The organism is Lentibacillus daqui (assembly GCF_027186265.1).
GTDB classification, from domain to species: domain Bacteria; phylum Bacillota; class Bacilli; order Bacillales; family Amphibacillaceae; genus Lentibacillus_C; species Lentibacillus_C daqui.
Genome location: NZ_CP114176.1, coordinates 583,937 through 607,496, shown reverse-complemented (window position 1 = coordinate 607,496; position 23,560 = coordinate 583,937). Strand labels below are relative to the sequence as shown.

The window sequence follows — 23,560 nt, the reverse complement described above, 5'->3', positions numbered from 1 at the left end:
TGTGGCCGATAAGTTCATCAACGTTTTCTGTCCCTCAAAAACCCGATAGAAACTTACCCATAAAACGGAGGATCGTTCCCTGCGAATCTACAACCATAATTTGTTCCTGAGAAGATGAATAAATTGCCTGCATATCTTCATACATATCCCGTACAAACTCCAGTTCTTTAACAGCCTCTTCCCATTGTTCCCTGGGAAAAAATACGTGAATCAATCCCATGATCAATCGATTGGTTTCAAGGGAGGTGAAATTACCAATCATATCTTTATTATTAAAATAACTGTTCACATTCATTAAGGATTTGCCTTCCAGCACGTTCTCCAAAGAATGCCCTATCTCTATTAATGTGCCATAATTGCGACCTATCAAGTAATCCGAAGACAAGCCTAAACATTTCTCCGCCATTTCGTTTGCGAAAGTAATTTCCAATGATTCATTTGTGGTTACCATGCCGATTCCCGCTCTAATGCTAAGTTGCTTCAAATGATAGTATGATGTTTCATCCCTTAGTTGGCGAATTTGTTCCTTCGTACTATACCCTGTTAACTCTCCGCTGTCATTTATCCCGACATATACCGATATATTATGATAAATTTCTGCTTTACGGTATAAGGGCACTTGTAGTAAATCCAACTGATATTCCACTGTCCTTCGCAGATTAGGATAGTGTTGAATTTGCTGAAGGAGTAAATCTTTATCCACGTACCCTACCACTACTCCATTTTCTTTAATCAATACAAGTTCAGCATTGTTTTCCGTGATATAATATAAAACATCTTGGACAGTTGCCTTGGACGTCAGGATAGGTGGAGCCGGTCGTAATACTTGCTCCCAATTCAACATGGTATCCCTCCGCTGTTATTATTTCTTGTCTGCTACATCATGTTCCAAAAACTAATTCTATAAAGAGCAAGTAAGCTCTCACAAAAATAGTAACCATCTGATTAATGATTTTGCAAGTTAATATCAAACTAAGAAACTTTCCGGTTGTCATAAGTAATTACATATTATTGTACCCATACTGCTTTTAAAGAGTGGAATGATTAATGAAACGGCCACTTTAAATATACGTTAAAGCGACCGTTTTTTCCTTTTGAATTAGACTATACTTACCTGTTTATTACTTTATTAACAGGCGTAATCTCTATATCTTCCTTTTTGAATGCCTGAACAATAGATTTGGCTAAGGTAGTGGCGCCTGGGGTATCCGCATGAATACAAATGGTCTCCGCCTTGAGTGAGACATCTTCACCTGTATGGGCAAGCACTTTTCCTTCTTTAACCATGCGTACGACGCGATCCGCTTTTTCCTCGTAATCCTCAATAACATCCCCTGTCCTTGTTAACACAATAGATCCAGTTTTAGTATGCTCACGATCGGAATATACCTCCCTTGCTACACGGATTCCGACTTTCTTTTCCGCCTCTACAAACGCTGAATGGTTCATCGCAAACACGATAATATCTGAATCCACATCTGCAATCGCTTCCAATATAATTGTTGCGATATCCTCATTTTCCTGCCCCATCATATACAAAGCCCCATGAGGTTTGCAATGCTGAAGATTAACCCCGTAAACTTTAGCAAATTCCCGTAATGCTCCCATTTGATAGGTAACATAATCCTTAACCTCCGAAAGCGTAGCATCCATACGCCTGCGTCCAAATCCTATCAAATCCGGGAACCCAGGGTGAGCGCCAATTTTTACATCGTGCTCCTTTGCAAGTTTCACCGATTTCCGCATGACTTGCGGGTCTCCCCCGTGAAAGCCACAAGCGATATTTGCTGAAGTAATGTATTGCATCATTTCTTCATCATTACCTAATTCGTATAATCCGAAACTTTCCCCCATATCACAATTCAAATCAACTTTATACACTTTTATTCCTCCAATACATATAATAATAAACTATCCAATTGATCGGAAGGGTCGAATTTTTACTGGGATTTCTCCCTGTCTGTCAACAGTGTTCCGCCTTTTGTCCAATTTTCACTGCCTACGTCCTTGATGACGATGTTTACTTCTTCCTGGTCAATTTTCAGGGCTCTCGAAACAGCTTTACTGACTTCCCTTGCCAATGATTGCTTTTTCTTCTCACTTCTACCTTCGAGCATTTCAATTCGTAAAAAAGGCATCTCTGCTCCTCCTCGTAAGTACAGCTATTAAGCCTAATTTCGTTCACTTGTCCGGTCAAAACAACATGCTATTGGTTATCGTTTATATTATCGATAGTCCCTGCCCCATGGCCAGAGAACCCCGCCTTTTGCCCAATGTTTCCTTTCTACCTCATGCAGAATGACGTCAATCTCTTCTTTTTCTATTTCAAGCGTCTTACTCATTGCTTCGGTAACTTCCTGAATCAATCTAACTTTCATCTCATCCGTTCGGCCATCAAGTAATTCAACATTTATCATTGGCATGTCTATCACCCCATTTAATTTGATCATAAAGGTCAACGCTTCATCTATTCTGATTTCATTTACAATAACGTATGTTGTTTCAGGTGCTTATCGCGCTTCATACCTGCCCCTAACTTGAGAAGGCTGCACCCGCTTCTTGCTTTTCTTCCAGATAACTGGTTGTATATTTACCAATCTTAAAGTCACAATCCTTCACAATATTCTTCAACAGCTGCAAATTTGTTGTAATACCTTCCACTTCAATAGTATCAAGAATCCTTTCCATACTATTAATTCCCGCAGCTCTGTCTTCACCGTATGCAATAATTTTACCTATCATTGGATCATAAAATGGTGTTACAGCATCACCTTGTTCAACAGCAAAATCAAATCGGCCTTCATCCTTGGGGAGATTCAGCTTGCTGATGGTTCCAGGAGATGGGAAATAGGTTTTTGGATCTTCGGCATACAGACGGGTCTCAATCGCATATCCTTTTTGTCGAACTTCGCTTTGATCTATGCCTAATTCTTCACCCGCAGCTATTTTTAGTTGTAATTCGACAAGATCCAGTCCAGTGACTTTTTCCGTTACGGGATGCTCGACTTGCAGCCTGGTATTCATTTCAAGGAAGTAGAACTCCCCTGTATCATCATCAACAACAAACTCCATCGTGCCTGCGTTCGTATAGCCTATTTCCTTTACACCCTTGACCGCTTTCTCACAAAGTTCCTTTCGTAATTCCGGATTCAAGAAAGAGGAAGGACTCTCTTCAACTACCTTTTGGTTTCTTCTTTGGATCGTACATTCCCGCTCAAATAAATGGATGGCATTACCCGAATGGTCACCAAACACTTGCACCTCAATATGGCGCGCATTGGCTATATATCTTTCCAGGAACACAGCGTCGTCTCCAAATGCAGAGGAAGCTCTTTGTTTTGCGGATGAAAACACTTTTTTCAATTCATCTTCGTCGTGGACCACATGCATTCCTATACCGCCACCACCAGCACTTGCCTTCAGCATTAAGGGGTACCCCAGATCCTCTGCAATGCTCAATGCATCATCGGCTGATTCCAGTTTTCCATCCCATCCGGGTACAATTGGTACGCCAGCCTGTCGCATATATTTACGGGCTTCAATCTTTCTTCCCATCACATCAATTGTTTTATAATCCGGCCCTATAAATACAATGTCATTATCCTCACATGCCTTTACAAAATCAGGATTCTCCGAGAGAAATCCATAGCCTGGATGAATCGCCTCAGCTTTCGATTTCTTGGCTGCATCCATGACTGATTCAACATCCAGATAACTCTTTTTCGCCTGTGCGGGGCCAATGAAATACGCCTCATCTGCTTCTTTAACAAAAGGGGCATTTGCATCCGCATCCGAATATACTGCAACTGTTTTAATTCCCAATTTCCTGCATGTGCCAATAATTCTGCGGGCGATTTCACCACGGTTTGCTATAAGAACTTTATTAAAATAACTCAATTTTACACCTCCATCATTTAAATTATCATTCGATTTCGGCAATAACCTGTCCCACATCTATGACTTCTTCACTTTCCACGGTGAATTTCGATACAATTCCCTCAACTTCCGATTTGATTTCAGTGAAGCTTTTCATGACTTCAACTATACCAATAACGTCCCCAGGCTTAACCTTCTGTCCCTCAGTAACGAATTCTTCCTCTTCCGGACTTGGCTTGCGATAAAAAACCCCCGGTAATGGTGATACAACTTGTTTATTTCCCGCCATTTGAATCTTCCTCTCCAGATTTATTGTTGTTGCTGAATACTATCCTTGATTTTTGATAAGTTGCTTCTATGGGCATTACGTTCCTCCAAAGCCTGATTTAACGTTACGGATTCGAATTTTACCTTTTCATTCGTTTTGGTTTGAGCGATACGATTTAAATCTGTGCTCGTAATGGTGGCAACGGTTACATATCCGCCACCGGTCACGGCGTCATTTAATAAAGCGATGGGTTCCACTCCTCCCGGTATTTGAATTGAACCGACTGGATAACCCAGATCCACGACATTGGATGGATCACTTCCGGCACCAAAGGGCTGCTCACGCGGGATAAATTCCACCTTCTCACCTTTAAAACGGTATCCAACACGATTAGCCTCGGGTGTTACTGTCCATTCAGTTTTAAGGAAGTTCTGTAAACTATGCTCTGTTAACCTGTAACTGCATAAACCTACAACAACCCGGATTTCATGCTGTTTTGTATATTGCGGAACAAATTCTGAGGAGACTTTTGTGCCTTCTTTTACATCATCCTGCTGGTCATTACCGATATGAAGCGTGTCTCCCTCTTTCAAACTTCGCCCTTCAAAACCTCCTATGCCACAGAGGGTATATGTCGATCGCGAACCCATTATTTCCGGTACATTAATTCCCCCGGCTACTGACAAATAAATTCTCGCCCCATTTTTAACAAAATCAAAAGATAAAATGTCTCCAGACTTCACTTTTAATGTTTCCCACATCGAAACACTTTTTCCATTAACCTTGGGAGGCAATTCCCCGCCGGTCAAAGCAATGGTAGCATCTTCCTGGAACTCTAACGCAGGCCCCATATAGGTAGCCTCCAAAGAAGCCGCTCCATCTTGATTTCCTACCAGCCAGTTCCCCACGGAGTAAGAAAACTTATCCATAGCACCCGAGGGCGGCATACCTAATTCATAATATCCAATTCTTCCATTATCCTGTACAGTAGCCTCTATCCCTGGCTTAAGTACCTTAATCATTGTATAACCTCCTCAAAGCCATTTGAGAAAATGCTTCCGGATCCTTCAAGACTTCAGCCGGGGTGAAGCTCATATCTTTTTTTCGATATTCAAAGGTGCCGTTTTCCACTTGATTTCTCACTGAATCATATTCATCTCTGTCAATACGACGATACCTGAAAATATCCCCTTGACGCGGGAAAACCATTGAATCCTGAAAATCAGGCAGCTTTTGTTCTCCATCAAACACTGGAGAAGCGGAAATTCCAAACATTTGATATCCACCCGCCCCGTCAACAGGGTAAACCACCGAAAAACCTCCACCAAACCCAAAACAGCGTTCGGGAGTAAAAGTACGTGGACGCACATATTTAGGAACCTCAATTGCTTTTTCTCGGGGGACAATTTGGAAACAAAATGGTAAGCCGGGAACAAACCCAATCATCGACACTAAAAAGGGAGAACTGGTCATTGCCTCAATGAAATCTTCTTTTGAGTCGTAACCATTAATCCTGGCGGCATACTCGATATCTGTAGATTCCGGATCTTGATGACGTTCTCTAAACCGCATCACGGTTTCATGTGTCCAAGGGTCTTCAAACAAAACCGGAACATCTACTAAACGCGACTGAATTTCCACATTGTCAAGATTTTCAACGGATTTTTCAATTCTTTTTAGCTCTTGAATTAAATCATCCGCTTTTATCACATCCGGATCAATACGCACCATATACGAAGCGTTGGATGGACAAATATCTTGAATTCCTTCAATTTCCATCTCACTTAGCTTTTTAGTAATCGCCATCGCTGTAAAATTAGCCTCGAGACTCATTTCCTCGCTTAGTTCTACGAATAAAAACTCATCACCACCATACTCATAACGAGTCGCCAAATACATTCACCTCACAAATTAAATTTTAATATTTCGAATCACTTTATTTAATGCAATATTTATGCCAACTTAAAACCCTACATTTTGACAATCGAAATTTGGGGAACAGTGGTGTAATTTCAATTATGAAATCTCTTAATCCTAGCTTTTTCATGGAAGTAAAATAGATGTTGATAAATCACAGCTCTCGTCTTTTATTTCAAAATTGCAATATTGTTTCATTTTTGAAATGACTATTAATTTAAACTTCATTATAGTATAAAACGTTTTTAATTGCCATACCAGTTTTTAACATGAGTTTCCTGATTTAGCGTTTGGCATTGAAAGCCTACAAGGAGCCGCAAACTATGGAAAACCGGTTTCGATTTTGAAAAACCCCTATTTTGTCGGCAGATTCTTCCTGGAAAGACCCGAACTTGTGGAAGCTTTTGCCTATTCATGAATTAAACATGCTGATATACATCGTTTTTGAATCCTACATTACCGGATTGTATAACGAGGGGCCTTCAGAATCCCTGAAAACACAGGATTTCCTACACGTTATATATTCAAAATATGTAATGAGGTATTATGAAGAAAATGCGTTATAAATGTTGCAAATAAGGGCTTTCATTACGAATACTCGTTACAAATTTCGGGAATCCAGGTTGAATACCTCATTCGCAAAAAGCGGGGGTACGGAAGATGAACCATTAGACTTGATGGAGGCAGCAGCAGAAACAGCTTTCGTCCAACGGGGAATCCTTGTAGACAACGTGCCTGCTTGGAATATTGGTTACACAATAAAAAACACATGACTTCGTAAAGCGAAATCATGTGTTTGAACGTCTCTAAGTTAATGGCGGTCTGGACGGGACTCGAACCCGCGACCTCCTGCGTGACAGGCAGGCATTCTAACCAGCTGAACTACCAGACCTATGTATTTACTGATAAATAATTCAGCATAGTTACATCAGGTATACAGTTTTTATTGAATTGGTTGCGGGGGCAGGATTTGAACCTACGACCTTTGGGTTATGAGCCCAACGAGCTACCAGACTGCTCCACCCCGCGATATAATGAAAATGTAAAGCCTGGCGACGTCCTACTCTTGCAGGGGCAAAGCCCCAACTACCATCGGCGCTGGAGAGCTTAACTGCTGTGTTCGGCATGGGAACAGGTGTGGCCTCTCCGCTATGGCTACCAGACCTTTAGATATGATCACCTTGTTTATCTTTTCTTTACAGAAGTGTTAAAAACAAGGACAAGATATATTATATGCATTTCTGATAAAAAATGCAAATGTTTTTATATCCTGAAAACTAAATAAGAGAAGATGGTATCAACGAATCAAACAATATAGATAAGTCCTCGATCGATTAGTATCCGTCAGCTCCACGTGTCACCACGCTTCCACCTCGGACCTATCAACCTCATCGTCTCTGAGGGATCTTACTCACTCGAAGTGATGGGAAGTCTTATCTTGAGGGAGGCTTCATGCTTAGATGCTTTCAGCACTTATCCTTGCCACACGTAGCTACCCAGCTATGCTCCTGGCGGAACAACTGGTACACCAGCGGTGTGTCCATCCCGGTCCTCTCGTACTAAGGACAGCTCCTCTCAGACTTCCAACGCCCACGACGGATAGGGACCGAACTGTCTCACGACGTTCTGAACCCAGCTCGCGTACCGCTTTAATGGGCGAACAGCCCAACCCTTGGGACCGACTACAGCCCCAGGATGCGATGAGCCGACATCGAGGTGCCAAACCTCCCCGTCGATGTGAACTCTTGGGGGAGATAAGCCTGTTATCCCCGGGGTAGCTTTTATCCGTTGAGCGATGGCCCTTCCATGCGGAACCACCGGATCACTAAGCCCGACTTTCGTCCCTGCTCGACTTGTAGGTCTCGCAGTCAAGCTCCCTTGTGCCTTTACACTCTGCGAATGATTTCCAACCATTCTGAGGGAACCTTTGGGCGCCTCCGTTACCTTTTAGGAGGCGACCGCCCCAGTCAAACTGCCCGCCTGACACTGTCTCCGAACCGGATCACGGTTCTGGGTTAGAATGTCCGTACAACCAGGGTGGTATCCCACGGGTGCCTCCACCGAAGCTGGCGCTCCGGTTTCAATGGCTCCCACCTATCCTGTACAAGCTGTACCAACATGCAATATCAGGCTACAGTAAAGCTCCACGGGGTCTTTCCGTCCTGTCGCGGGTAATGCGCATCTTCACGCATCGTATAATTTCACCGGGTCTCTCGTTGAGACAGTGCCCAAGTCGTTGCACCTTTCGTGCGGGTCGGAACTTACCCGACAAGGAATTTCGCTACCTTAGGACCGTTATAGTTACGGCCGCCGTTTACTGGGGCTTCGGTTCAACGCTTCGCTCCTGTGAGCTAACGTTTCCCCTTAACCTTCCAGCACCGGGCAGGTGTCAGCCCCTATACTTCGCCTTTCGGCTTCGCAGAGACCTGTGTTTTTGCTAAACAGTCGCTTGGGCCTATTCACTGCGGCTTCTCATGCAAGAAGCACCCCTTCTCCCGAAGTTACGGGGTCATTTTGCCGAGTTCCTTAACGAGAGTTCTCCCGATCACCTTAGGATTCTCTCCTCGCCTACCTGTGTCGGTTTGCGGTACGGGCACCTGTGACCTCGCTAGAGGTTTTTCTTGGCAGTGTGAAATCGGGAACTTCGTGACCATTTTCACTCCCCATCACAGCTTGCGATTGCTGGACGGATTTGCCTATCCAACTCGCTTACTGCTTGGGCGCACACATCCATCGGTGCGCTTTCCCTATCCTTCTGCGTCTCCCCATTGCTCAAACGGTCATGAGGTGGTACAGGAATATCTGCCTGTTGTCCATCGCCTACGCCTGTCGGCCTCGGCTTAGGTCCCGACTAACCCTGAGAGGACGAGCCTTCCTCAGGAAACCTTAGGCATTCGGTGAAAGAGATTCTCACTCTTTTTTCGCTACTCATACCGGCATTCTCACTTCAAAGCGCTCCACCAGTCCTCACGGTCTGACTTCACAGCACTTCGAACGCTCTCCTACCATTGTTCTTTCAGAACAATCCGCAGCTTCGGTGATACGTTTAGCCCCGGTACATTTTCGGCGCAGCGTCACTCGACCAGTGAGCTATTACGCACTCTTTAAATGATGGCTGCTTCTAAGCCAACATCCTGGTTGTCTAAGCAACGCCACATCCTTTTCCACTTAACGTATACTTTGGGACCTTAGCTGGCGGTCTGGGCTGTTTCCCTTTCGACTATGAACCTTATCACCCATAGTCTGACTCCCAAGATCAAGTAGCTGGCATTCGGAGTTTGACTGAATTCGGTAACCCGGTGAGGGCCCCTCGTCCAATCAGTGCTCTACCTCCAGTACTTCCCTTTCTTGAGGCTAGCCCTAAAGCTATTTCGGAGAGAACCAGCTATCTCCGTGTTCGATTGGCATTTCACCCCTACCCACACCTCATCCCCGCATTTTTCAACATACGTGGGTTCGGGCCTCCAGTCAGTGTTACCTGACCTTCACCCTGGACATGGGTAGATCACACGGTTTCGGGTCTACGACCGCATACTACAAACGCCCTGTTCAGACTCGCTTTCGCTACGGCTCCGTGTCTTCCACTTAACCTTGCATACGATCGTAACTCGCCGGTCCATTCTACAAAAGGTACGCCGTCACCCATTAACGGGCTTCGACTACTTGTAAGCACACGGTTTCAGGTTCTCTTTCACTCCCCTCCCGGGGTGCTTTTCACCTTTCCCTCACGGTACTGGTTCACTATCGGTCACTAGGGAGTATTTAGCCTTGGGAGATGGTCCTCCCGGATTCCGACGGAATTCCACGTGTTCCGCCGTACTCAGGATCCACTCCGGAGGAAATTCTCTTTCGATTACAGGGCTCTTACCCGCTATGGCTGATCGTTCCAGATCGATTCATCTAAAGAATTTCTTGGTAACTCCATTGGAGTGTCCTACAACCCCAACAGGCAAGCCTGTTGGTTTGGGCTGTTTCCGTTTCGCTCGCCGCTACTTGGGAAATCGCGTTTGCTTTCTCTTCCTCCGGGTACTGAGATGTTTCAGTTCCCCGGGTCTGCCTCACCTACCCTATGTATTCAGATAGGTGTACTGCTCCATTACGAGCAGCGGGTTCCCCATTCGGAAATCCCCGGATCAGTCTACTTACGACTCCCCGAGGCATATCGGTGTTAGTCCCGTCCTTCATCGGCTCCTAGTGCCAAGGCATCCACCGTGCGCTCTTTTTCACTTAACTATATTTAAGAACTTTAAAAGTTGATGTCGTTGTTTGTCTTGCTCTTATTTAGTTTTCAAGGTACAAATAGAGAGATTTACTCTCTCAAAACTGAACCAAACAACCGAGTATGTCTTAGGAATAAACTTCCCGTTCCGTAATATAATCCTTAGAAAGGAGGTGATCCAGCCGCACCTTCCGATACGGCTACCTTGTTACGACTTCACCCCAATCATTGGCCCCACCTTCGGCGGCTGGCTCCAAAAGGTTACCTCACCGACTTCGGGTGTTGCCAACTCTCGTGGTGTGACGGGCGGTGTGTACAAGGCCCGGGAACGTATTCACCGCGGCATGCTGATCCGCGATTACTAGCGATTCCGGCTTCATGCAGGCGAGTTGCAGCCTGCAATCCGAACTGAGAATGGTTTTATGGGATTAGCTAATGCGTCGCCGCTTCGCTGCCCTTTGTTCCATCCATTGTAGCACGTGTGTAGCCCAGGTCATAAGGGGCATGATGATTTGACGTCATCCCCACCTTCCTCCGGTTTGTCACCGGCAGTCACCTTAGAGTGCCCAACTTAATGCTGGCAACTAAGATTAAGGGTTGCGCTCGTTGCGGGACTTAACCCAACATCTCACGACACGAGCTGACGACAACCATGCACCACCTGTCACTCTGTCCCCGAAGGGAACTCGGTATCTCTACCGTCATCAGAGGATGTCAAGACCTGGTAAGGTTCTTCGCGTTGCTTCGAATTAAACCACATGCTCCACCGCTTGTGCGGGCCCCCGTCAATTCTTTTGAGTTTCAGCCTTGCGGCCGTACTCCCCAGGCGGAGTGCTTAATGCGTTAACTTCAGCACTAAGGGGCGGAAACCCCCTAACACCTAGCACTCATCGTTTACGGCGTGGACTACCAGGGTATCTAATCCTGTTCGCTACCCACGCTTTCGCGCCTCAGCGTCAGTTACAGACCAGAGAGTCGCCTTCGCCACTGGTGTTCCTCCACATCTCTACGCATTTCACCGCTACACGTGGAATTCCACTCTCCTCTTCTGCACTCAAGTCCTCCAGTTTCCAATGACCGCTTGCGGTTAAGCCGCAAGATTTCACATCAGACTTAAAAGACCGCCTGCGCGCGCTTTACGCCCAATAATTCCGGACAACGCTTGCCCCCTACGTATTACCGCGGCTGCTGGCACGTAGTTAGCCGGGGCTTTCTGGTGAGGTACCGTCAAGGTACTGCCCTGTTCGAACAATACTTGTTCTTCCCTCACAACAGAGTTTTACGATCCGAAGACCTTCATCACTCACGCGGCGTTGCTCCGTCAGACTTTCGTCCATTGCGGAAGATTCCCTACTGCTGCCTCCCGTAGGAGTCTGGGCCGTGTCTCAGTCCCAGTGTGGCCGATCACCCTCTCAGGTCGGCTACGCATCGTCGCCTTGGTGAGCCTTTACCCCACCAACTAGCTAATGCGCCGCGGGCCCATCTGTAAGTGATAGCCAAAGCCATCTTTCAACTTCCTCCCATGCAGGAAAAAGTATTATCCGGTATTAGCTCACGTTTCCGCGAGTTATCCCGATCTTACAGGCAGGTTGCCCACGTGTTACTCACCCGTCCGCCGCTCGTTCCACAAGTGTCACCTCAGATGAGGATCTACTTGCTTCCCGCGCTCGACTTGCATGTATTAGGCACGCCGCCAGCGTTCGTCCTGAGCCAAGATCAAACTCTCCAAAAAAGTTTGTGATAAAATTAACACCAATTAATTTCATCTAAATTCTTAGCTTCAAAAATTGATTCCAGGGTCTGCGTTTTCCATCAAATCAATTGATCTAACTTCTAACCTCAACCTCTGACATCTATTACATACTGGTTGTTTTGTTCAGTTTTCAAAGAGCAAATTTCATAACGCTGTTTTTAACAGCAACTTAATTAGTATAACAATTAACCTCGTTACTGTCAACCCTTTATTTTGCTTTTTAAAAGCAAATGGGCCTGAGTGGACTCGAACCACCGACCTCACGCTTATCAGGCGTGCGCTCTAACCAGCTGAGCTACAGGCCCAACAAATGGTATGGAGCGGGTGAAGGGAATCGAACCCTCATCATCAGCTTGGAAGGCTGAGGTTTTACCACTAAACTACACCCGCATCATAAAATTTTATATCTCGCATGGTCGGGAAGACAGGATTCGAACCTGCGACCCCATGGTCCCAAACCATGTGCTCTACCAAGCTGAGCTACTTCCCGTTAAATGGCGCGCCCGAGAGGAGTCGAACCCCTAACCTCTTGATCCGTAGTCAAGCGCTCTATCCAATTGAGCTACGGGCGCATTTAAGCGAACTCTATTATATTAGCACATTCAGAAGTCGATTACAAGTATTTTTGGTGCGGTCGAGAGGACTTGAACCTCCACGGGTTATACACCCACTAGGCCCTCAACCTAGCGCGTCTGCCATTCCGCCACGACCGCGTATTTTAAAAGGCAAAAACAAAATGCCGTGATTGCCACAGCACCTCGTATTTCATAAATGCGGGTGAAGGGAGTCGAACCCCCACGTCCGGTAAAGGACACTAGAGCCTGATTCTAGCGCGTCTGCCAATTCCGCCACACCCGCTAAACGCTATGATGTAATGGTGAGCCATGGAGGATTCGAACCTCCGACCCTCTGATTAAAAGTCAGATGCTCTACCGACTGAGCTAATGGCTCATCGTATTCTATTTCTTACTTATATGGATAAAATAAAGCTGGGCTACCAGGATTCGAACCTGGGAATGACGGGATCAAAACCCGCTGCCTTACCGCTTGGCTATAGCCCAATGATGGCGGTCCGGACGGGACTCGAACCCGCGACCTCCTGCGTGACAGGCAGGCATTCTAACCAGCTGAACTACCGGACCAAACCAAAGCAATATTTTTACTTTATTCAAATAAGATGACCCGTACGGGATTCGAACCCGTGTTACCGCCGTGAAAGGGCGGTGTCTTAACCACTTGACCAACGGGCCATAAAAATGGCGGAGAAGGAGGGATTTGAACCCTCGCGCCGCTTACACGGCCTACACCCTTAGCAGGGGCGCCTCTTCAGCCACTTGAGTACTTCTCCGTTTGGCTCCACAGGTAGGATTCGAACCTACGACCGATCGGTTAACAGCCGATAGCTCTACCACTGAGCTACTGTGGATTGATAAATATGTAATTTCCCATTGCACAAAATACAATCTGATAACGACAACGAAAATTATAATACACTAATTTTTGCTCATTGTCAACATTTTTTCTCAAGACATTTTCTAACGCTTCCCGTTTGCTCAAGACCTATTTAATTTACCAGTTCTAACAAGTTTCGTCAATACCTTTCATCAAAAAAGTTAAAAACAACCATCCAAACGTCATTGAAACAAGATCTGAATCTATAATAAATGAAGAAAAATGCTGTCGTTTAATACAAATGACCTCCTCAACCCCAAGCTGCAAGCATTAACTTTATCCCTCTAACATGGACAGTCTTCCATTACATTTACCACATCTGTATTGATTCACGTTGATTCTCCGGGCTCTTTTATAAACATGTTTACAGTTATTACAAACATACTTGTACTTATACCTGTCTTCATTGGATGGTAATGGACGGCAATGTCTTGGTGATCCGGTTGCTCTCAATAGGTTCTTGAATTCTGCATCCCCGTGTTTATATCCCTTTCCTTCAATATGAAGATGATAATGACATAATTCGTGCTTGACTATGCCAATAAACTCATGTTCGTCCATCTCGGTCAAATACTTGGGGTTGAGTTCAATGATCTTTTTAGCCGGAATATATCGTCCTCCAGTCGTTCGCAGCCGATGATTGAATTGTACCTGATGTAAAAACGGCTTTTGAAAGTACTGTATGGATACTTCATTAACCAGCTTATATAATGACTTATTATCATTTAATAAATCCATTTAACAATATCCCTTCCCATTTATATGCACAATAATCATCATTACTATTCTAGCATATAATCGATTAATAACGACAAGTAAATATTAGGACAGTGCAATACGTTTCTAAAGGATACCGGGTTGCTTTGCCGGAAATACTCATTCAGTCTGTTTAGTTTTTATAATAGGTCCATGTTTACATCATACGCTTTACGGGTAATAGATCATATCGTCGTTTTTTAAAAGAATGGGTTATCCAAGAGAGCATTGCAACCGATTTTATTTAAAACAATTATAATTAAATATTGACTTTCAAAAAGTTTATATTACAATTAGTATTAGAGATATCAATTATGAATAAAGGAGAGGAGCTTTAATTTATGAGCGATAATCGTAAAACTTTAACTACCGGAGCAGGAATTCCAGTAGGAGACAACCAAAACTCTATTACTGCAGGACATAATGGGCCTAGTCTGATTCAGGATTTTCATCTGTTGGAGAAGCTGGCACATTTTGATAGAGAACGTATTCCGGAACGTGTGGTGCATGCCAAGGGAGCGGGTGCTTTTGGCTACTTTGAAGTGACCAATGATGAAATTTCCAAATACACGAAAGCCGACTTTTTAAGTGAAAAAGGAAAACGCACCGAAATGTTTGCCCGTTTCTCAACTGTTGCCGGCGAACTTGGTTCAGCTGATACAGTTCGTGACCCACGCGGCTTTGCCTTAAAATTTTATACCGATGAAGGAAACTATGACTTAGTTGGTAATAATACGCCGATCTTTTTCGTTCGTGATGCCATTAAGTTCCCTGATTTTATCCATACACAAAAACGTAATCCGCGCACAGGTTTAAAAGACCCGAATGCGGTTTGGGATTTCTGGTCCTTGTCACCGGAATCATTGCATCAAATCACTTATTTACATGGAGATCGTGGTATCCCGGCAACATACCGTCATATGAACGGCTATGGCAGTCATACATTTAAATGGGTCAATGATAAAGGAGAGGCTTTCTGGGTAAAATACCACTTCATCAGTGACCAGGGTGTGAAAGGGATGGATGTTAACCTGGCAGATAAGCTTTCCGGGGAAAATCCTGATTACCATCGTGAGGATCTCTACAACGCAATCGAGGAGGGTGATTTCCCATCATGGACATTATACGTGCAAATTATTCCTTACGAAGATTATAAAACGTATAAATGGGATCTGTTTGATGTCACAAAAACAGTTTCCAAAAAAGATTACCCTCGGATTGAAGTAGGAAAAATGGTATTAAACCGTAATCCGGAAAATCATTTTGCCGATGTGGAGCAAGCAGCTTTCACACCAGCTAATCTAGTTCCTGGAATTGAAGCATCTCCAGATAAAATGTTACAAGGCCGACTTTTCAGTTATGCAGATACACACCGTTACCGTCTTGGTGTCAACCATCAACAAATTCCTGTCAACCGTTCAAAAGTATCGGTTAACAACTATCAACGCGATGGCTATATGCGTGTAGACGGCAATGGCGGCGGTGCACCAAACTATGAACCAAACAGCTTTGATGGGCCAAAAGAAGACCCAGCAAGCAAAAATACACCTTTTGAAGTACAAGGTTTGGCTGAAAGTGTCGCCCATGACTCAGAAGATCATTACACACAACCTGGAGATCTATATCGTTTAATGAGTGCAGATGAAAAAACACGTCTCATTGAAAACTTTGTAGAACACATGAAACCAGTTGAAAAAGATGAAATCAAATTACGCCAAATCGAGCATTTCTATAAAGCTGATCCGGAATGGGGCGAGCGAATCGCTGCCGGTTTAGGACTATCTGTTCCTGAAGGGGTAAAATAATAGATCGTCAACTAAAAAGAGGACTTCCCAGCACATGGGTAAGCCCTCTTTTTTTACGTTTAAACAACGTAATTCAGCTTTTGATTACTTATTTCCTATCATCGATAACGCCACTCGACCTTTTTCGGTGTCAACATTCTCAACCCAAACCGTTACCACATCCCCGACAGATGCTATATCCATTGGGTGTTTGACAAATTTGTTAGCCATTTTGGATATATGCACAAGCCCGTCCTGCTTTACACCGATATCCACAAACACACCGAAATCAACTACATTTCGTACTGTGCCTTGCATTTCCATGCCTGGCTGTAAATCTTCCAATGAGAGCACATTTTGCTTTAATAATGGTTGTGGGAAATCATCCCGCGGATCTCGTGCTGGACGGCTTAAGGCGCTCATAATATCAATCAATGTTGGCTCGCCAATACCAAGCTGTTCTGAAATCTCCTTCTTGTCCACTGATTGCAGACGCTCGTCTAATGTATCTGATCCGATATCCGTTAATTCAGCATCAAGTATACGCAAGAGTTCGGTTACCTGCTCATAGGTTTCCGGATGGATAGGGGTTCGATCCAGTGGGTTATCTCCATCGATAATCCGTAAAAAACCGATTGCTTGTTCATATGTTTTAGCACCTAACCGCGGGATCTTGCTCAATTGTTTCCGGTTCGTGAACTTTCCTTCTTCATTCCGTTTGGTCACAATATTATTGGCTACCGTTTTACTTAATCCGGATACATACTGCAATAATGAGGTTGACGCTGTATTGACGTTGACCCCGACTTGGTTAACGGCTGTTTCAACTACAAATGTCAGTGATTCATTTAGTGCTTTCTGGCTGACATCATGTTGGTATTGCCCTACCCCAATCGATTTTGGATCAATCTTAACCAGTTCGGCAAGTGGATCTTGTACCCGTCTGGCAATGGATGCTGCACTTCTTTCCTCAACTTGTAAATCAGGGAATTCTTCACGGGCTAACTTGGAGGCGGAGTACACGCTTGCCCCCGCTTCATTGACAATAATATATGGGACTTGTAATTGATGTTTGCCAATGGTGTCCGCAATGAATTGTTCGGTTTCCCGTGATGCCGTTCCATTCCCAATCGCAATAAGCTCGATCTTGTATGTCTGAATAAGTTCCATGACAATTTTTTCAGCACCTGCCACATCTTTTTTAGGTGCGGTTGGATACATGACCCCAACCTTGTGGACCTTTCCAGTTTCATCAACCACTGCCAGTTTGCAGCCAGTTCTAAAAGCAGGATCAACACCAAGAACAGTTTTTCCTTTAAGCGGTGGTTGTAGCAACAAATTTTTTAAGTTTTTGGCAAACACATCGATTGCCTGTGTTTCCGCTTTTTCTGTTAAGCTATTACGAATCTCACGCTCAATCGAAGGCTGGATTAACCGTTTATAACTATCGGCAATTGCGGCGTCCATCACCTCCGTAACATGCTGATTGGCTTGCTTATTAATCAGTTTCTTTCGTAAAAACTCGCTTATTCGTTCGATCGGTGGTTCAATGCTGACTTTTAAAATTCCTTCTTTTTCACCGCGATTCAATGCGAGGATCCGGTGGGAAACCAACGAACGAACTGCTTCATGGTATTCATAATACATCTCATAAACGCCTTTTTCATCTGATGCAGCCGACTTTACTTCTGAACGAATGATACCTTTTTTATATGTTTCGTCCCGAATGTAATCGCGAAATTCCGGGTCATCGGAAATCCATTCGGCAATAATATCGTTCACACCGGTTAATACATCGTCTATTGTATGTACCTCGTGTTCCTCTGAGAAAAACTCCACTGCCTTCGTTTGAATGTCGATATCTTCCAATTTCCAGACCAATTCGGCTAATGGTTCCAATCCTTTTTCTTTGGCAATGGTCGCTTTTGTCCGGCGTTTTTGTTTATATGGGCGATACAAATCTTCCACCCGCTGTAACTGGGTTGCTTCATTGATGTTTTGTGCAAGCTCTTCAGTTAGTTTGCCTTGTTCATCAATCAGGCGGATTACTTCCTGTTTGCGTTCCTCCAAATGGACCGCATAATTCCATTTGTCTTGGATGAGCTTGATTTGCACTTCATCGAGGCCACCGGTTGCTTCTTTCCGGTAGCGAGCGATAAATGGTACGGTATTTCCTTCATCAAGCATTGCAATTACTTTATCAACCGTACTGGCTTTGACTTGGGCTTCTTTGGCCACCCAATTGGTTATCTCCTGATTTATTTCAACAGCCACAATGATTTCCTCCTCTTTCAGCGTGCCCTTTCATTTTACCAAAACATATGTTATTTTCCCAATCCTTACCTGAGATGATCCAGCCCTGCAAATAAAAGAGCATACCACGACTTTTCCAATAAAAGTGACTGCCATTTTCGCTGACAGCCATGATTATCCCCCATATTTCATTGCAATTAATGTCGTATCATCGTTTGGCGATTCTCCATGTAAGCATGCATATGCGTTGATGATGTCGTTTACATCCCGATTCAAGATAAACTTCTTTGTCAAATCCGCATCAGAGACACCGTCGGAGAACATAATAAAATTCATTTGTGGTTCCAATGTGCCGTTAACCACTTTGAAGGGCCTTGGATACCCAGCCAAATACCCGGCATTGGGGATATTCCGCTTTTTCTTTCCATCTTGCGTTACCGTCAAAATACCAATATTACCAATGGAGGAAAAAGCGTATTGTTCAGAGGAATAATTAACTTTAAGTATTCCCAGCACTACTCCGCGTTTTCGGAACAACTCCTGATTACACCGCTTTACAATTTGTCCAACTGTTGCATGAATATTGCTCTCAATGATGTCAATTACGATTTGCGATGATTCTTTGGCGTATTCTCCACTGCCCAATCCGTCGGCAATCGCACAAACAAATTCTTTATCAGTCTCGATGTAATAATAACTGTCGCCGCAATGAATATTGCCGTTTTTTGCTTTTTGATAAACCGCTACTTGCATTTTGTTTGCTGCTGTATTCAATCTAATACCTCTTCGCTATCGGACTGAATCGTTTCGCGGAGTTTTCGTAAGGCCCGTCGCTGCAATCGGGAAACATGCATTTGTGAAATACCCAGTAATTCCCCTGTTTCTTTTTGACTGCGGTTGTCAAAATAGGTATATTGCAAGATTTGTTGTTCTCGTTCGGATAAGGTCGGCAAAATTTTCTCCAGGAGCATACGCTGATCGGCATTTTTAAAATCTTGGTCATCGCTGCCTACCAGGTCAAGGATCGAGACTGTACTGCCATCCGAATCCGCTTCAATTTTCCGATCGACCGACAATGCTTTATAGCTTTTGCTCATTTCCATGGTTTCCAGCACATCTTCCTCGGTCACATCTAAATATTCGGCGATCTGCGGAACAGTCGGTGGCTGCTGATTCGATGTCGTTAATTCTTCTACTGCCTTCTTGATTTTCGGACCTAACTCCTTGATGCGCCTTGGCACATGAACACTCCAGGTTTTATCCCGAATAAACCGTTTAATTTCACCAATAATTGTCGGGATTGCAAACGACTCGAATGATTTGCCATAGGTTGCATCATAACGTTTCACTGCAGCCAGTAATCCGATCATCCCAACTTGCACCAAATCTTCATGAATCCCACTATTTTTGGAATACTTACGAGCAATGGACTCTACAAGATTTTGATAGGTTAGTACAATTTTTTCCTGTATTGTTTCATCATTTGGCTCGTCCTGCAGATATTCAATCCATTGGTAAACCTCGTCTCCTCCTTTATTGTGTGGTTGAGATTTGGTCGCCATTAAAACCCACCTCGGTTTCCTGAAGGTACTTTGTCATTAGCACAATAACGCCATGATCATTGTTAATCTCTACTTTATCCATTAGTGCTTCAATTAAAAAAAGGCCAAGTCCGCCCTCTCTTAATGTTTCGACCGATTCTGTGGGTTCATATGGGCCAATGGATCCTTTCACCTGCCCCAAATCAAAGCTGCCGCCGTAATCAGCCACCATTACCTCCAAACGATTGGCATAGACACCAAATCCGATCGTAACTTCTCCATCATCTTCCGGATCATAAGCATGCGTTACAGCATTCGTTATCGCCTCAGAGACAGCAACTTTTAAATCTTCAATATCCTCATAGGAAAAACCCATCCGGTTCGCAACCCCGGAAACACTCAACCGGATAACACCCACGTATTCTACTTTTGCGGGAATTTTCATTTCGATAAAATCAAATACTTCCATCATTCACTGCCACCTCGAATCGCTGCCTTAATATCCATGATTTCAATCAAGCCGGTGATTTGGAACAAGCGAAACACGCGATCCTGCAAATCAACCAGCTTCAACTGACTATCATTTTCTTTCGTCGATTTCAATGCACTAATAAACACACCAAGTCCGGTACTATCCATATAGTTAACCTGTTCCAAATTAACTTCCACGATGTGTCCCGCACCTTTTGTCAGGGGTAAAAGCGTTTCTTTCAGCTTCGGTGCAGTATATGCATCAACCTCACCCGACAAAACGATCTTTGACTTGTCGGATTCCTCGATTACTTCTATTTCCAAGTCCATTATTTCTTCTCCCTTCAAGATGAAGTTCAAACTCATAGGTTACACCATATTCAACACTGTATGACTACCCGTTGAAACAACCTGTTAAACATCTTTTCGCAAAATAATCAGGGTGAAGTCATCACGAAGCTCAAAATGCTGCATTCGTTCAAAATATTTATATACCTGATCGACCATGTCCTGTGCCGGTAAATGGGAATAGCTCTTGATCACTTCAAGCAATTCCTCTGTTTCGATAAAACGGTCTCCTTCTCTGCATTCAGTTACGCCATCTGTCAACAGAATGACCATATCACCCGGTTCAATTTTACGCTCATACCGTTGATACGTCGTATTCCCGGTAACACCGAGCACAAGCCCTTTGGTTTCCATTTCCTCAAATCGATCTTCTTTTTTATGATAGATGAAACCAGGTTCGTGGCCAGCAGAGGCATAACGGAGCAGGTTTTTATCAGGGAGGTATTGTGCGTAAATCATGGTGATAAACATGCTTGGATCAACGTTTCGTTCCACAACCCGGTTGAGGCTTTCCAAAATTGACTCCGGTTGCATCATTTCTTCCTTGAAACTATCCATGGAATATTTAATCATGGACATGCACAAAGCCGCTGGTACCCCTTTACCAACGACATCTGCCAGGGCAACTCCCAGTGTACCATCCTCGCCTTTGATAAAATGATGATAGTCGCCATTCATCTGGTGGGCGGGAATACTGACCACGCCGATATCCAATCCCTCAATGGCAGGTTTACTTGTCCCCAAAAGGGTTCTTTGCATTCCGGCAGCAACCTCAATTTCTGATTTCAATTCCAGTTGTTTTTCCCTTAATGTCTGGAATTCCTGAAGGGCAAGGCCATAGGAAATCATTGTTTCCAAAAGAAATTTCATGGACATCTTCAGTTCCTTGGATAAGTCCGGGAACAATTCTGCCAAAGCCTGAATATGCAGATTGACAATGTCTTCGGGAAGTATATTATTTTTAATAAAAGATTTACTGATTTGCTCAGCTCCGTACAACGATTGTTCGTCTTGTGTTTCAATATACCGTTTGAGGAGATCTTTGTAATGCTCAATATCCGTTTCGATTGTTTTCATCTCAATATACCCCCGTTTCTATTTGGCGCTCAATCATTACCCTGCTAGCCAGGGATGACCTGCTGTAAAGTCATCCCGGATTTTCAACGCACCCATTTAATTGCTTTTACCTCTGTGCCTTTATCTTTTTCTGATTTAATGTCGAACACATCCATCAGGCGATTGACACCCGGTAAACCCGCACCGAGTCCACCCGAGGTTGAAAAGCCATCCTCCATTACCTGACTCAAATCGTCAATTCCGGGACCGGTATCTACAGCTGTCATGCAAATCCCTTTACGATTCATTTCTTCGACTACTTCAAAATAAATTTGACCGGAGCCAGCATATAGGTATATATTACGTGCAAGCTCGGATATCGCAGTAGCAATGCGGGCCTGATCCACAGTGCCAAAGCCTGTTTCTTTTGCTATATCACGGCCGACTTGACGTGCTCCGACAATATCCCATTCTTTTTTTATGTTCACACAGGTTTGGAGACTCATCCTAATCCCCCAATTCCTGATGTAATTTAATCAATCCCTGTTCTAAATTTAATGCAGTGGAAACACTTTTCATTTCAATTCCGAGGTCGATAAGTGTTACAGCAACAGCAGGCTGAATACCTGTCAAAACTACTTTTGCCCCCATCAAATCTGACATAGTCACCACATCGCCCAACACTTTGGCAATAAACGAATCAATCATTTCTACTGATGTCAAATCAATAACTACGCCAGTTGCACCACTCTTGTGAATCTGATTCAGTAAATCTTCCTGAAATTGTATAGCGGTATGATCGTCAATTTCTGTTTGGATCGACACCAGCAAATAGTGATGTAATTTTAAAATTGGGATTCGCAACAAGTATCACTCCCTGTCCAACGTTTTAAGCAGTTTCTCAATCTCTGATTCACTTGTATCCAGGTCTTCAATTTTTCGATTGGTCATTTCCAAAGCCTTGGCAAAGCCTTTTTTCAATGAGCTTTTAGTCGGGAATTTCCCCAGATCAATACCCAGATTTACAATTGTTTGGGCTATCTCGGGACGGATTCCTACCAAGATGCAGGTTGCACCCACCAGTCGGACTGCTTCTGCTGCTTGAATAATATGATGTGCCACCATGGTATCGACAACTGGAACACCTGTAATGTCCATTAAAACGACTTCTGAATTATGTTTAATCACACCATCAAGCAAATTTTCCATGATCAATTTGGCCCGCTCTGTGTCGATGGTACCTATCAATGGCATAATCGTGATATTGTCCATAACCGGGATCAATGGTGCTGACAATTCCTGTAAAGCGATCCGCTGTAAAGAGACGATATGTTCCCAGCTGCCGGAATACTCATTAACCAGTTGTCGAATGATTGGTTCAACCCATTGATCCACACTTTGCAGAACATTGGAGATATACGTAGAATCAACCTGGTCAGATTGGCTGAGAATATAATCAATGGTTACGCGACGGAATGTTTGCAGACCGTCCGTGATATAACTTAATGGCCAGCCCAAATTGATCAGTTTTTCCGAAAAAGTCTCAAGCGTTTCTGTGGAACCCTGACTTTTAATGCTGGAAAAAATCACATTGACAAACTCTCGGTTCGTATTTTCAAACAAATCATCGGAAATTGCCGAAGTATAATTGCCGTCTTTCTTGGAATCAACTTCATCCATCCATAATTGAACGATGGAATCACTATGTTCCAATACTAACTTTTTAAATTTGTCATCCACTTTCACATACCCCCTGTATCATTTCTTATTCCGGGCCAGCCGTCAAAATTCCACATACATAATCATCTTCCGTCAAAATATTATCTGTTTGTATTGTATCATACAACATTCTTCCAAGGCATAACA

At 43.9% G+C, this 23,560-nt stretch carries 20 protein-coding genes, 14 tRNA genes and 3 rRNA genes; 1 reads left to right on the top strand and 36 read right to left on the bottom strand.

Annotated elements, in window-relative coordinates; all coding sequences use genetic code 11:
- Positions 1-34: 34 nt before the first annotated feature.
- The 26 genes from O2S85_RS03275 to O2S85_RS03150 form a co-directional block, all read right to left on the bottom strand.
- Positions 35-844: a PAS domain-containing protein gene (locus O2S85_RS03275; protein ID WP_269411306.1), complete on the bottom strand. Its 810-nt coding sequence runs from the start codon at positions 842-844 to the stop codon at positions 35-37.
- A 266-nt stretch (positions 845-1,110) separates the two neighbouring features.
- On the bottom strand, positions 1,111-1,881 hold the full coding sequence (locus O2S85_RS03270; protein WP_269411305.1) for a LamB/YcsF family protein: 771 nt from the start codon (positions 1,879-1,881) through the stop codon (positions 1,111-1,113).
- Between the two features lie 59 nt (positions 1,882-1,940).
- The gene (locus tag O2S85_RS03265; protein ID WP_269411304.1) at positions 1,941-2,138 is read right to left on the bottom strand and encodes a tautomerase family protein; all 198 of its coding nucleotides are present in this window, start codon (positions 2,136-2,138) and stop codon (positions 1,941-1,943) included.
- An 87-nt stretch (positions 2,139-2,225) separates the two neighbouring features.
- The gene (gene thmT, locus O2S85_RS03260; RefSeq protein ID WP_269411303.1) at positions 2,226-2,423 is read right to left on the bottom strand and encodes a 2-hydroxymuconate tautomerase; all 198 of its coding nucleotides are present in this window, start codon (positions 2,421-2,423) and stop codon (positions 2,226-2,228) included.
- Between the two features lie 109 nt (positions 2,424-2,532).
- Positions 2,533-3,897: an acetyl-CoA carboxylase biotin carboxylase subunit gene (locus O2S85_RS03255; protein WP_269411302.1), complete on the bottom strand. Its 1,365-nt coding sequence runs from the start codon at positions 3,895-3,897 to the stop codon at positions 2,533-2,535.
- 25 nt (positions 3,898-3,922) lie between these two features.
- Complete coding sequence (locus O2S85_RS03250) at positions 3,923-4,165, bottom strand: acetyl-CoA carboxylase (RefSeq protein ID WP_269411301.1); 243 nt, start codon at positions 4,163-4,165, stop codon at positions 3,923-3,925.
- A gap of 20 nt (positions 4,166-4,185) precedes the next feature.
- Positions 4,186-5,166, bottom strand: a complete 981-nt coding sequence (locus O2S85_RS03245; protein ID WP_269411300.1) for a 5-oxoprolinase subunit C family protein — start codon at positions 5,164-5,166, stop codon at positions 4,186-4,188.
- A complete protein-coding gene (locus O2S85_RS03240) occupies positions 5,159-6,043 on the bottom strand; it encodes a 5-oxoprolinase subunit B family protein (protein ID WP_269411299.1) in 885 nt (294 codons plus the stop codon). The genes O2S85_RS03245 and O2S85_RS03240 overlap by 8 nt, the downstream gene beginning before the upstream one ends.
- An 833-nt stretch (positions 6,044-6,876) precedes the next feature.
- Positions 6,877-6,953 (bottom strand) — tRNA-Asp (locus tag O2S85_RS03235).
- A 60-nt stretch (positions 6,954-7,013) separates the two neighbouring features.
- Positions 7,014-7,090 (bottom strand) — tRNA-Met (locus O2S85_RS03230).
- Positions 7,091-7,108: 18 nt separating this feature from the next.
- Positions 7,109-7,224, bottom strand: a 5S ribosomal RNA gene (gene rrf / locus O2S85_RS03225).
- A 151-nt stretch (positions 7,225-7,375) separates the two neighbouring features.
- A 23S ribosomal RNA gene (locus O2S85_RS03220) occupies positions 7,376-10,294 on the bottom strand.
- Between the two features lie 152 nt (positions 10,295-10,446).
- Positions 10,447-12,012, bottom strand: a 16S ribosomal RNA gene (locus O2S85_RS03215).
- The 16S, 23S and 5S rRNA genes sit together here with 14 tRNA genes alongside, the layout of an rRNA operon.
- A 252-nt stretch (positions 12,013-12,264) precedes the next feature.
- Positions 12,265-12,338 (bottom strand) — tRNA-Ile (locus O2S85_RS03210).
- 11 nt (positions 12,339-12,349) lie between these two features.
- Positions 12,350-12,423: transfer RNA gene (locus O2S85_RS03205), tRNA-Gly, on the bottom strand.
- Between the two features lie 23 nt (positions 12,424-12,446).
- Positions 12,447-12,523: transfer RNA gene (locus O2S85_RS03200), tRNA-Pro, on the bottom strand.
- A 5-nt stretch (positions 12,524-12,528) separates the two neighbouring features.
- A tRNA-Arg gene (locus O2S85_RS03195) sits at positions 12,529-12,605 on the bottom strand.
- A 54-nt stretch (positions 12,606-12,659) separates the two neighbouring features.
- Positions 12,660-12,746, bottom strand: a tRNA-Leu gene (locus O2S85_RS03190).
- A 59-nt stretch (positions 12,747-12,805) separates the two neighbouring features.
- Positions 12,806-12,891: transfer RNA gene (locus O2S85_RS03185), tRNA-Leu, on the bottom strand.
- Positions 12,892-12,908: 17 nt separating this feature from the next.
- Positions 12,909-12,984: transfer RNA gene (locus tag O2S85_RS03180), tRNA-Lys, on the bottom strand.
- Between the two features lie 38 nt (positions 12,985-13,022).
- A tRNA-Gln gene (locus O2S85_RS03175) sits at positions 13,023-13,094 on the bottom strand.
- A 4-nt stretch (positions 13,095-13,098) separates the two neighbouring features.
- Positions 13,099-13,175 (bottom strand) — tRNA-Asp (locus O2S85_RS03170).
- A 36-nt stretch (positions 13,176-13,211) separates the two neighbouring features.
- Positions 13,212-13,283 (bottom strand) — tRNA-Glu (locus tag O2S85_RS03165).
- 7 nt (positions 13,284-13,290) lie between these two features.
- Positions 13,291-13,381, bottom strand: a tRNA-Ser gene (locus O2S85_RS03160).
- Positions 13,382-13,384: 3 nt separating this feature from the next.
- Positions 13,385-13,459 (bottom strand) — tRNA-Asn (locus O2S85_RS03155).
- A 302-nt stretch (positions 13,460-13,761) separates the two neighbouring features.
- Positions 13,762-14,223 (bottom strand): SprT family protein, encoded by a 462-nt coding sequence (locus O2S85_RS03150; RefSeq protein ID WP_269411298.1) that lies wholly within the window; start codon positions 14,221-14,223, stop codon positions 13,762-13,764.
- Positions 14,224-14,582: 359 nt separating this feature from the next.
- Here O2S85_RS03150 and O2S85_RS03145 point away from each other — a divergent pair, with 359 nt between their 5' ends.
- The gene (locus O2S85_RS03145; protein ID WP_269411297.1) at positions 14,583-16,046 is read left to right on the top strand and encodes a catalase; all 1,464 of its coding nucleotides are present in this window, start codon (positions 14,583-14,585) and stop codon (positions 16,044-16,046) included.
- An 84-nt stretch (positions 16,047-16,130) separates the two neighbouring features.
- On the opposite strand, the gene O2S85_RS03140 is transcribed toward O2S85_RS03145, so the two are convergent.
- The 10 genes from O2S85_RS03140 to rsbRA all read right to left on the bottom strand — a co-directional run bounded on the left by O2S85_RS03140 (position 16,131) and on the right by rsbRA (position 23,434).
- On the bottom strand, positions 16,131-18,299 hold the full coding sequence (locus O2S85_RS03140) for a Tex family protein (protein WP_269411296.1): 2,169 nt from the start codon (positions 18,297-18,299) through the stop codon (positions 16,131-16,133).
- Positions 18,289-18,450, bottom strand: coding sequence for a hypothetical protein (locus O2S85_RS03135; protein WP_269411295.1), 162 nt, complete (start codon positions 18,448-18,450; stop codon positions 18,289-18,291). Before O2S85_RS03135 ends, O2S85_RS03140 begins: the two co-directional genes overlap by 11 nt.
- Positions 18,451-18,452: 2 nt before the next feature.
- A complete protein-coding gene (locus tag O2S85_RS03130) occupies positions 18,453-19,052 on the bottom strand; it encodes a SpoIIE family protein phosphatase (protein WP_367748896.1) in 600 nt (199 codons plus the stop codon).
- A complete protein-coding gene (gene sigB, locus O2S85_RS03125; protein WP_269411294.1) occupies positions 19,049-19,840 on the bottom strand; it encodes an RNA polymerase sigma factor SigB in 792 nt (263 codons plus the stop codon). Before sigB ends, O2S85_RS03130 begins: the two co-directional genes overlap by 4 nt.
- The gene (rsbW, locus tag O2S85_RS03120) at positions 19,812-20,288 is read right to left on the bottom strand and encodes an anti-sigma B factor RsbW (protein ID WP_269412455.1); all 477 of its coding nucleotides are present in this window, start codon (positions 20,286-20,288) and stop codon (positions 19,812-19,814) included. The genes sigB and rsbW overlap by 29 nt, the downstream gene beginning before the upstream one ends.
- The gene (locus tag O2S85_RS03115) at positions 20,288-20,620 is read right to left on the bottom strand and encodes an STAS domain-containing protein (RefSeq protein WP_269411293.1); all 333 of its coding nucleotides are present in this window, start codon (positions 20,618-20,620) and stop codon (positions 20,288-20,290) included. The genes rsbW and O2S85_RS03115 overlap by 1 nt, the downstream gene beginning before the upstream one ends.
- Positions 20,621-20,704: 84 nt before the next feature.
- A complete protein-coding gene (locus tag O2S85_RS03110; protein WP_269411292.1) occupies positions 20,705-21,715 on the bottom strand; it encodes a PP2C family protein-serine/threonine phosphatase in 1,011 nt (336 codons plus the stop codon).
- A gap of 83 nt (positions 21,716-21,798) precedes the next feature.
- On the bottom strand, positions 21,799-22,200 hold the full coding sequence (locus O2S85_RS03105; protein WP_269411291.1) for an anti-sigma regulatory factor: 402 nt from the start codon (positions 22,198-22,200) through the stop codon (positions 21,799-21,801).
- 1 nt (position 22,201) lies between these two features.
- Positions 22,202-22,558, bottom strand: a complete 357-nt coding sequence (locus tag O2S85_RS03100) for an STAS domain-containing protein (RefSeq protein WP_269411290.1) — start codon at positions 22,556-22,558, stop codon at positions 22,202-22,204.
- Positions 22,559-22,564: 6 nt separating this feature from the next.
- Complete coding sequence (rsbRA, locus tag O2S85_RS03095) at positions 22,565-23,434, bottom strand: RsbT co-antagonist protein RsbRA (RefSeq protein WP_269411289.1); 870 nt, start codon at positions 23,432-23,434, stop codon at positions 22,565-22,567.
- Between the last annotated feature and the right edge of the window lie 126 nt (positions 23,435-23,560).

Coding starts and splice junctions, on each gene's coding strand:
- rsbW (WP_269412455.1), bottom strand. CDS start 20,288: ATGGAAGTATTTGATTTTATCGAAATGAAAATTCCCGCAAAAGTAGAA.
- O2S85_RS03265 (WP_269411304.1), bottom strand. CDS start 2,138: ATGCCTTTTTTACGAATTGAAATGCTCGAAGGTAGAAGTGAGAAGAAA.
- O2S85_RS03115 (WP_269411293.1), bottom strand. CDS start 20,620: ATGGACTTGGAAATAGAAGTAATCGAGGAATCCGACAAGTCAAAGATC.
- thmT (WP_269411303.1), bottom strand. CDS start 2,423: ATGCCAATGATAAATGTTGAATTACTTGATGGCCGAACGGATGAGATG.
- O2S85_RS03135 (WP_269411295.1), bottom strand. CDS start 18,450: ATGGCTGTCAGCGAAAATGGCAGTCACTTTTATTGGAAAAGTCGTGGT.
- O2S85_RS03250 (WP_269411301.1), bottom strand. CDS start 4,165: ATGGCGGGAAATAAACAAGTTGTATCACCATTACCGGGGGTTTTTTAT.
- O2S85_RS03245 (WP_269411300.1), bottom strand. CDS start 5,166: ATGATTAAGGTACTTAAGCCAGGGATAGAGGCTACTGTACAGGATAAT.
- O2S85_RS03150 (WP_269411298.1), bottom strand. CDS start 14,223: ATGGATTTATTAAATGATAATAAGTCATTATATAAGCTGGTTAATGAA.
- sigB (WP_269411294.1), bottom strand. CDS start 19,840: ATGGCGACCAAATCTCAACCACACAATAAAGGAGGAGACGAGGTTTAC.
- O2S85_RS03275 (WP_269411306.1), bottom strand. CDS start 844: ATGTTGAATTGGGAGCAAGTATTACGACCGGCTCCACCTATCCTGACG.
- O2S85_RS03145 (WP_269411297.1), top strand. CDS start 14,583: ATGAGCGATAATCGTAAAACTTTAACTACCGGAGCAGGAATTCCAGTA.
- O2S85_RS03240 (WP_269411299.1), bottom strand. CDS start 6,043: ATGTATTTGGCGACTCGTTATGAGTATGGTGGTGATGAGTTTTTATTC.
- O2S85_RS03105 (WP_269411291.1), bottom strand. CDS start 22,200: ATGAGTCTCCAAACCTGTGTGAACATAAAAAAAGAATGGGATATTGTC.
- O2S85_RS03110 (WP_269411292.1), bottom strand. CDS start 21,715: ATGAAAACAATCGAAACGGATATTGAGCATTACAAAGATCTCCTCAAA.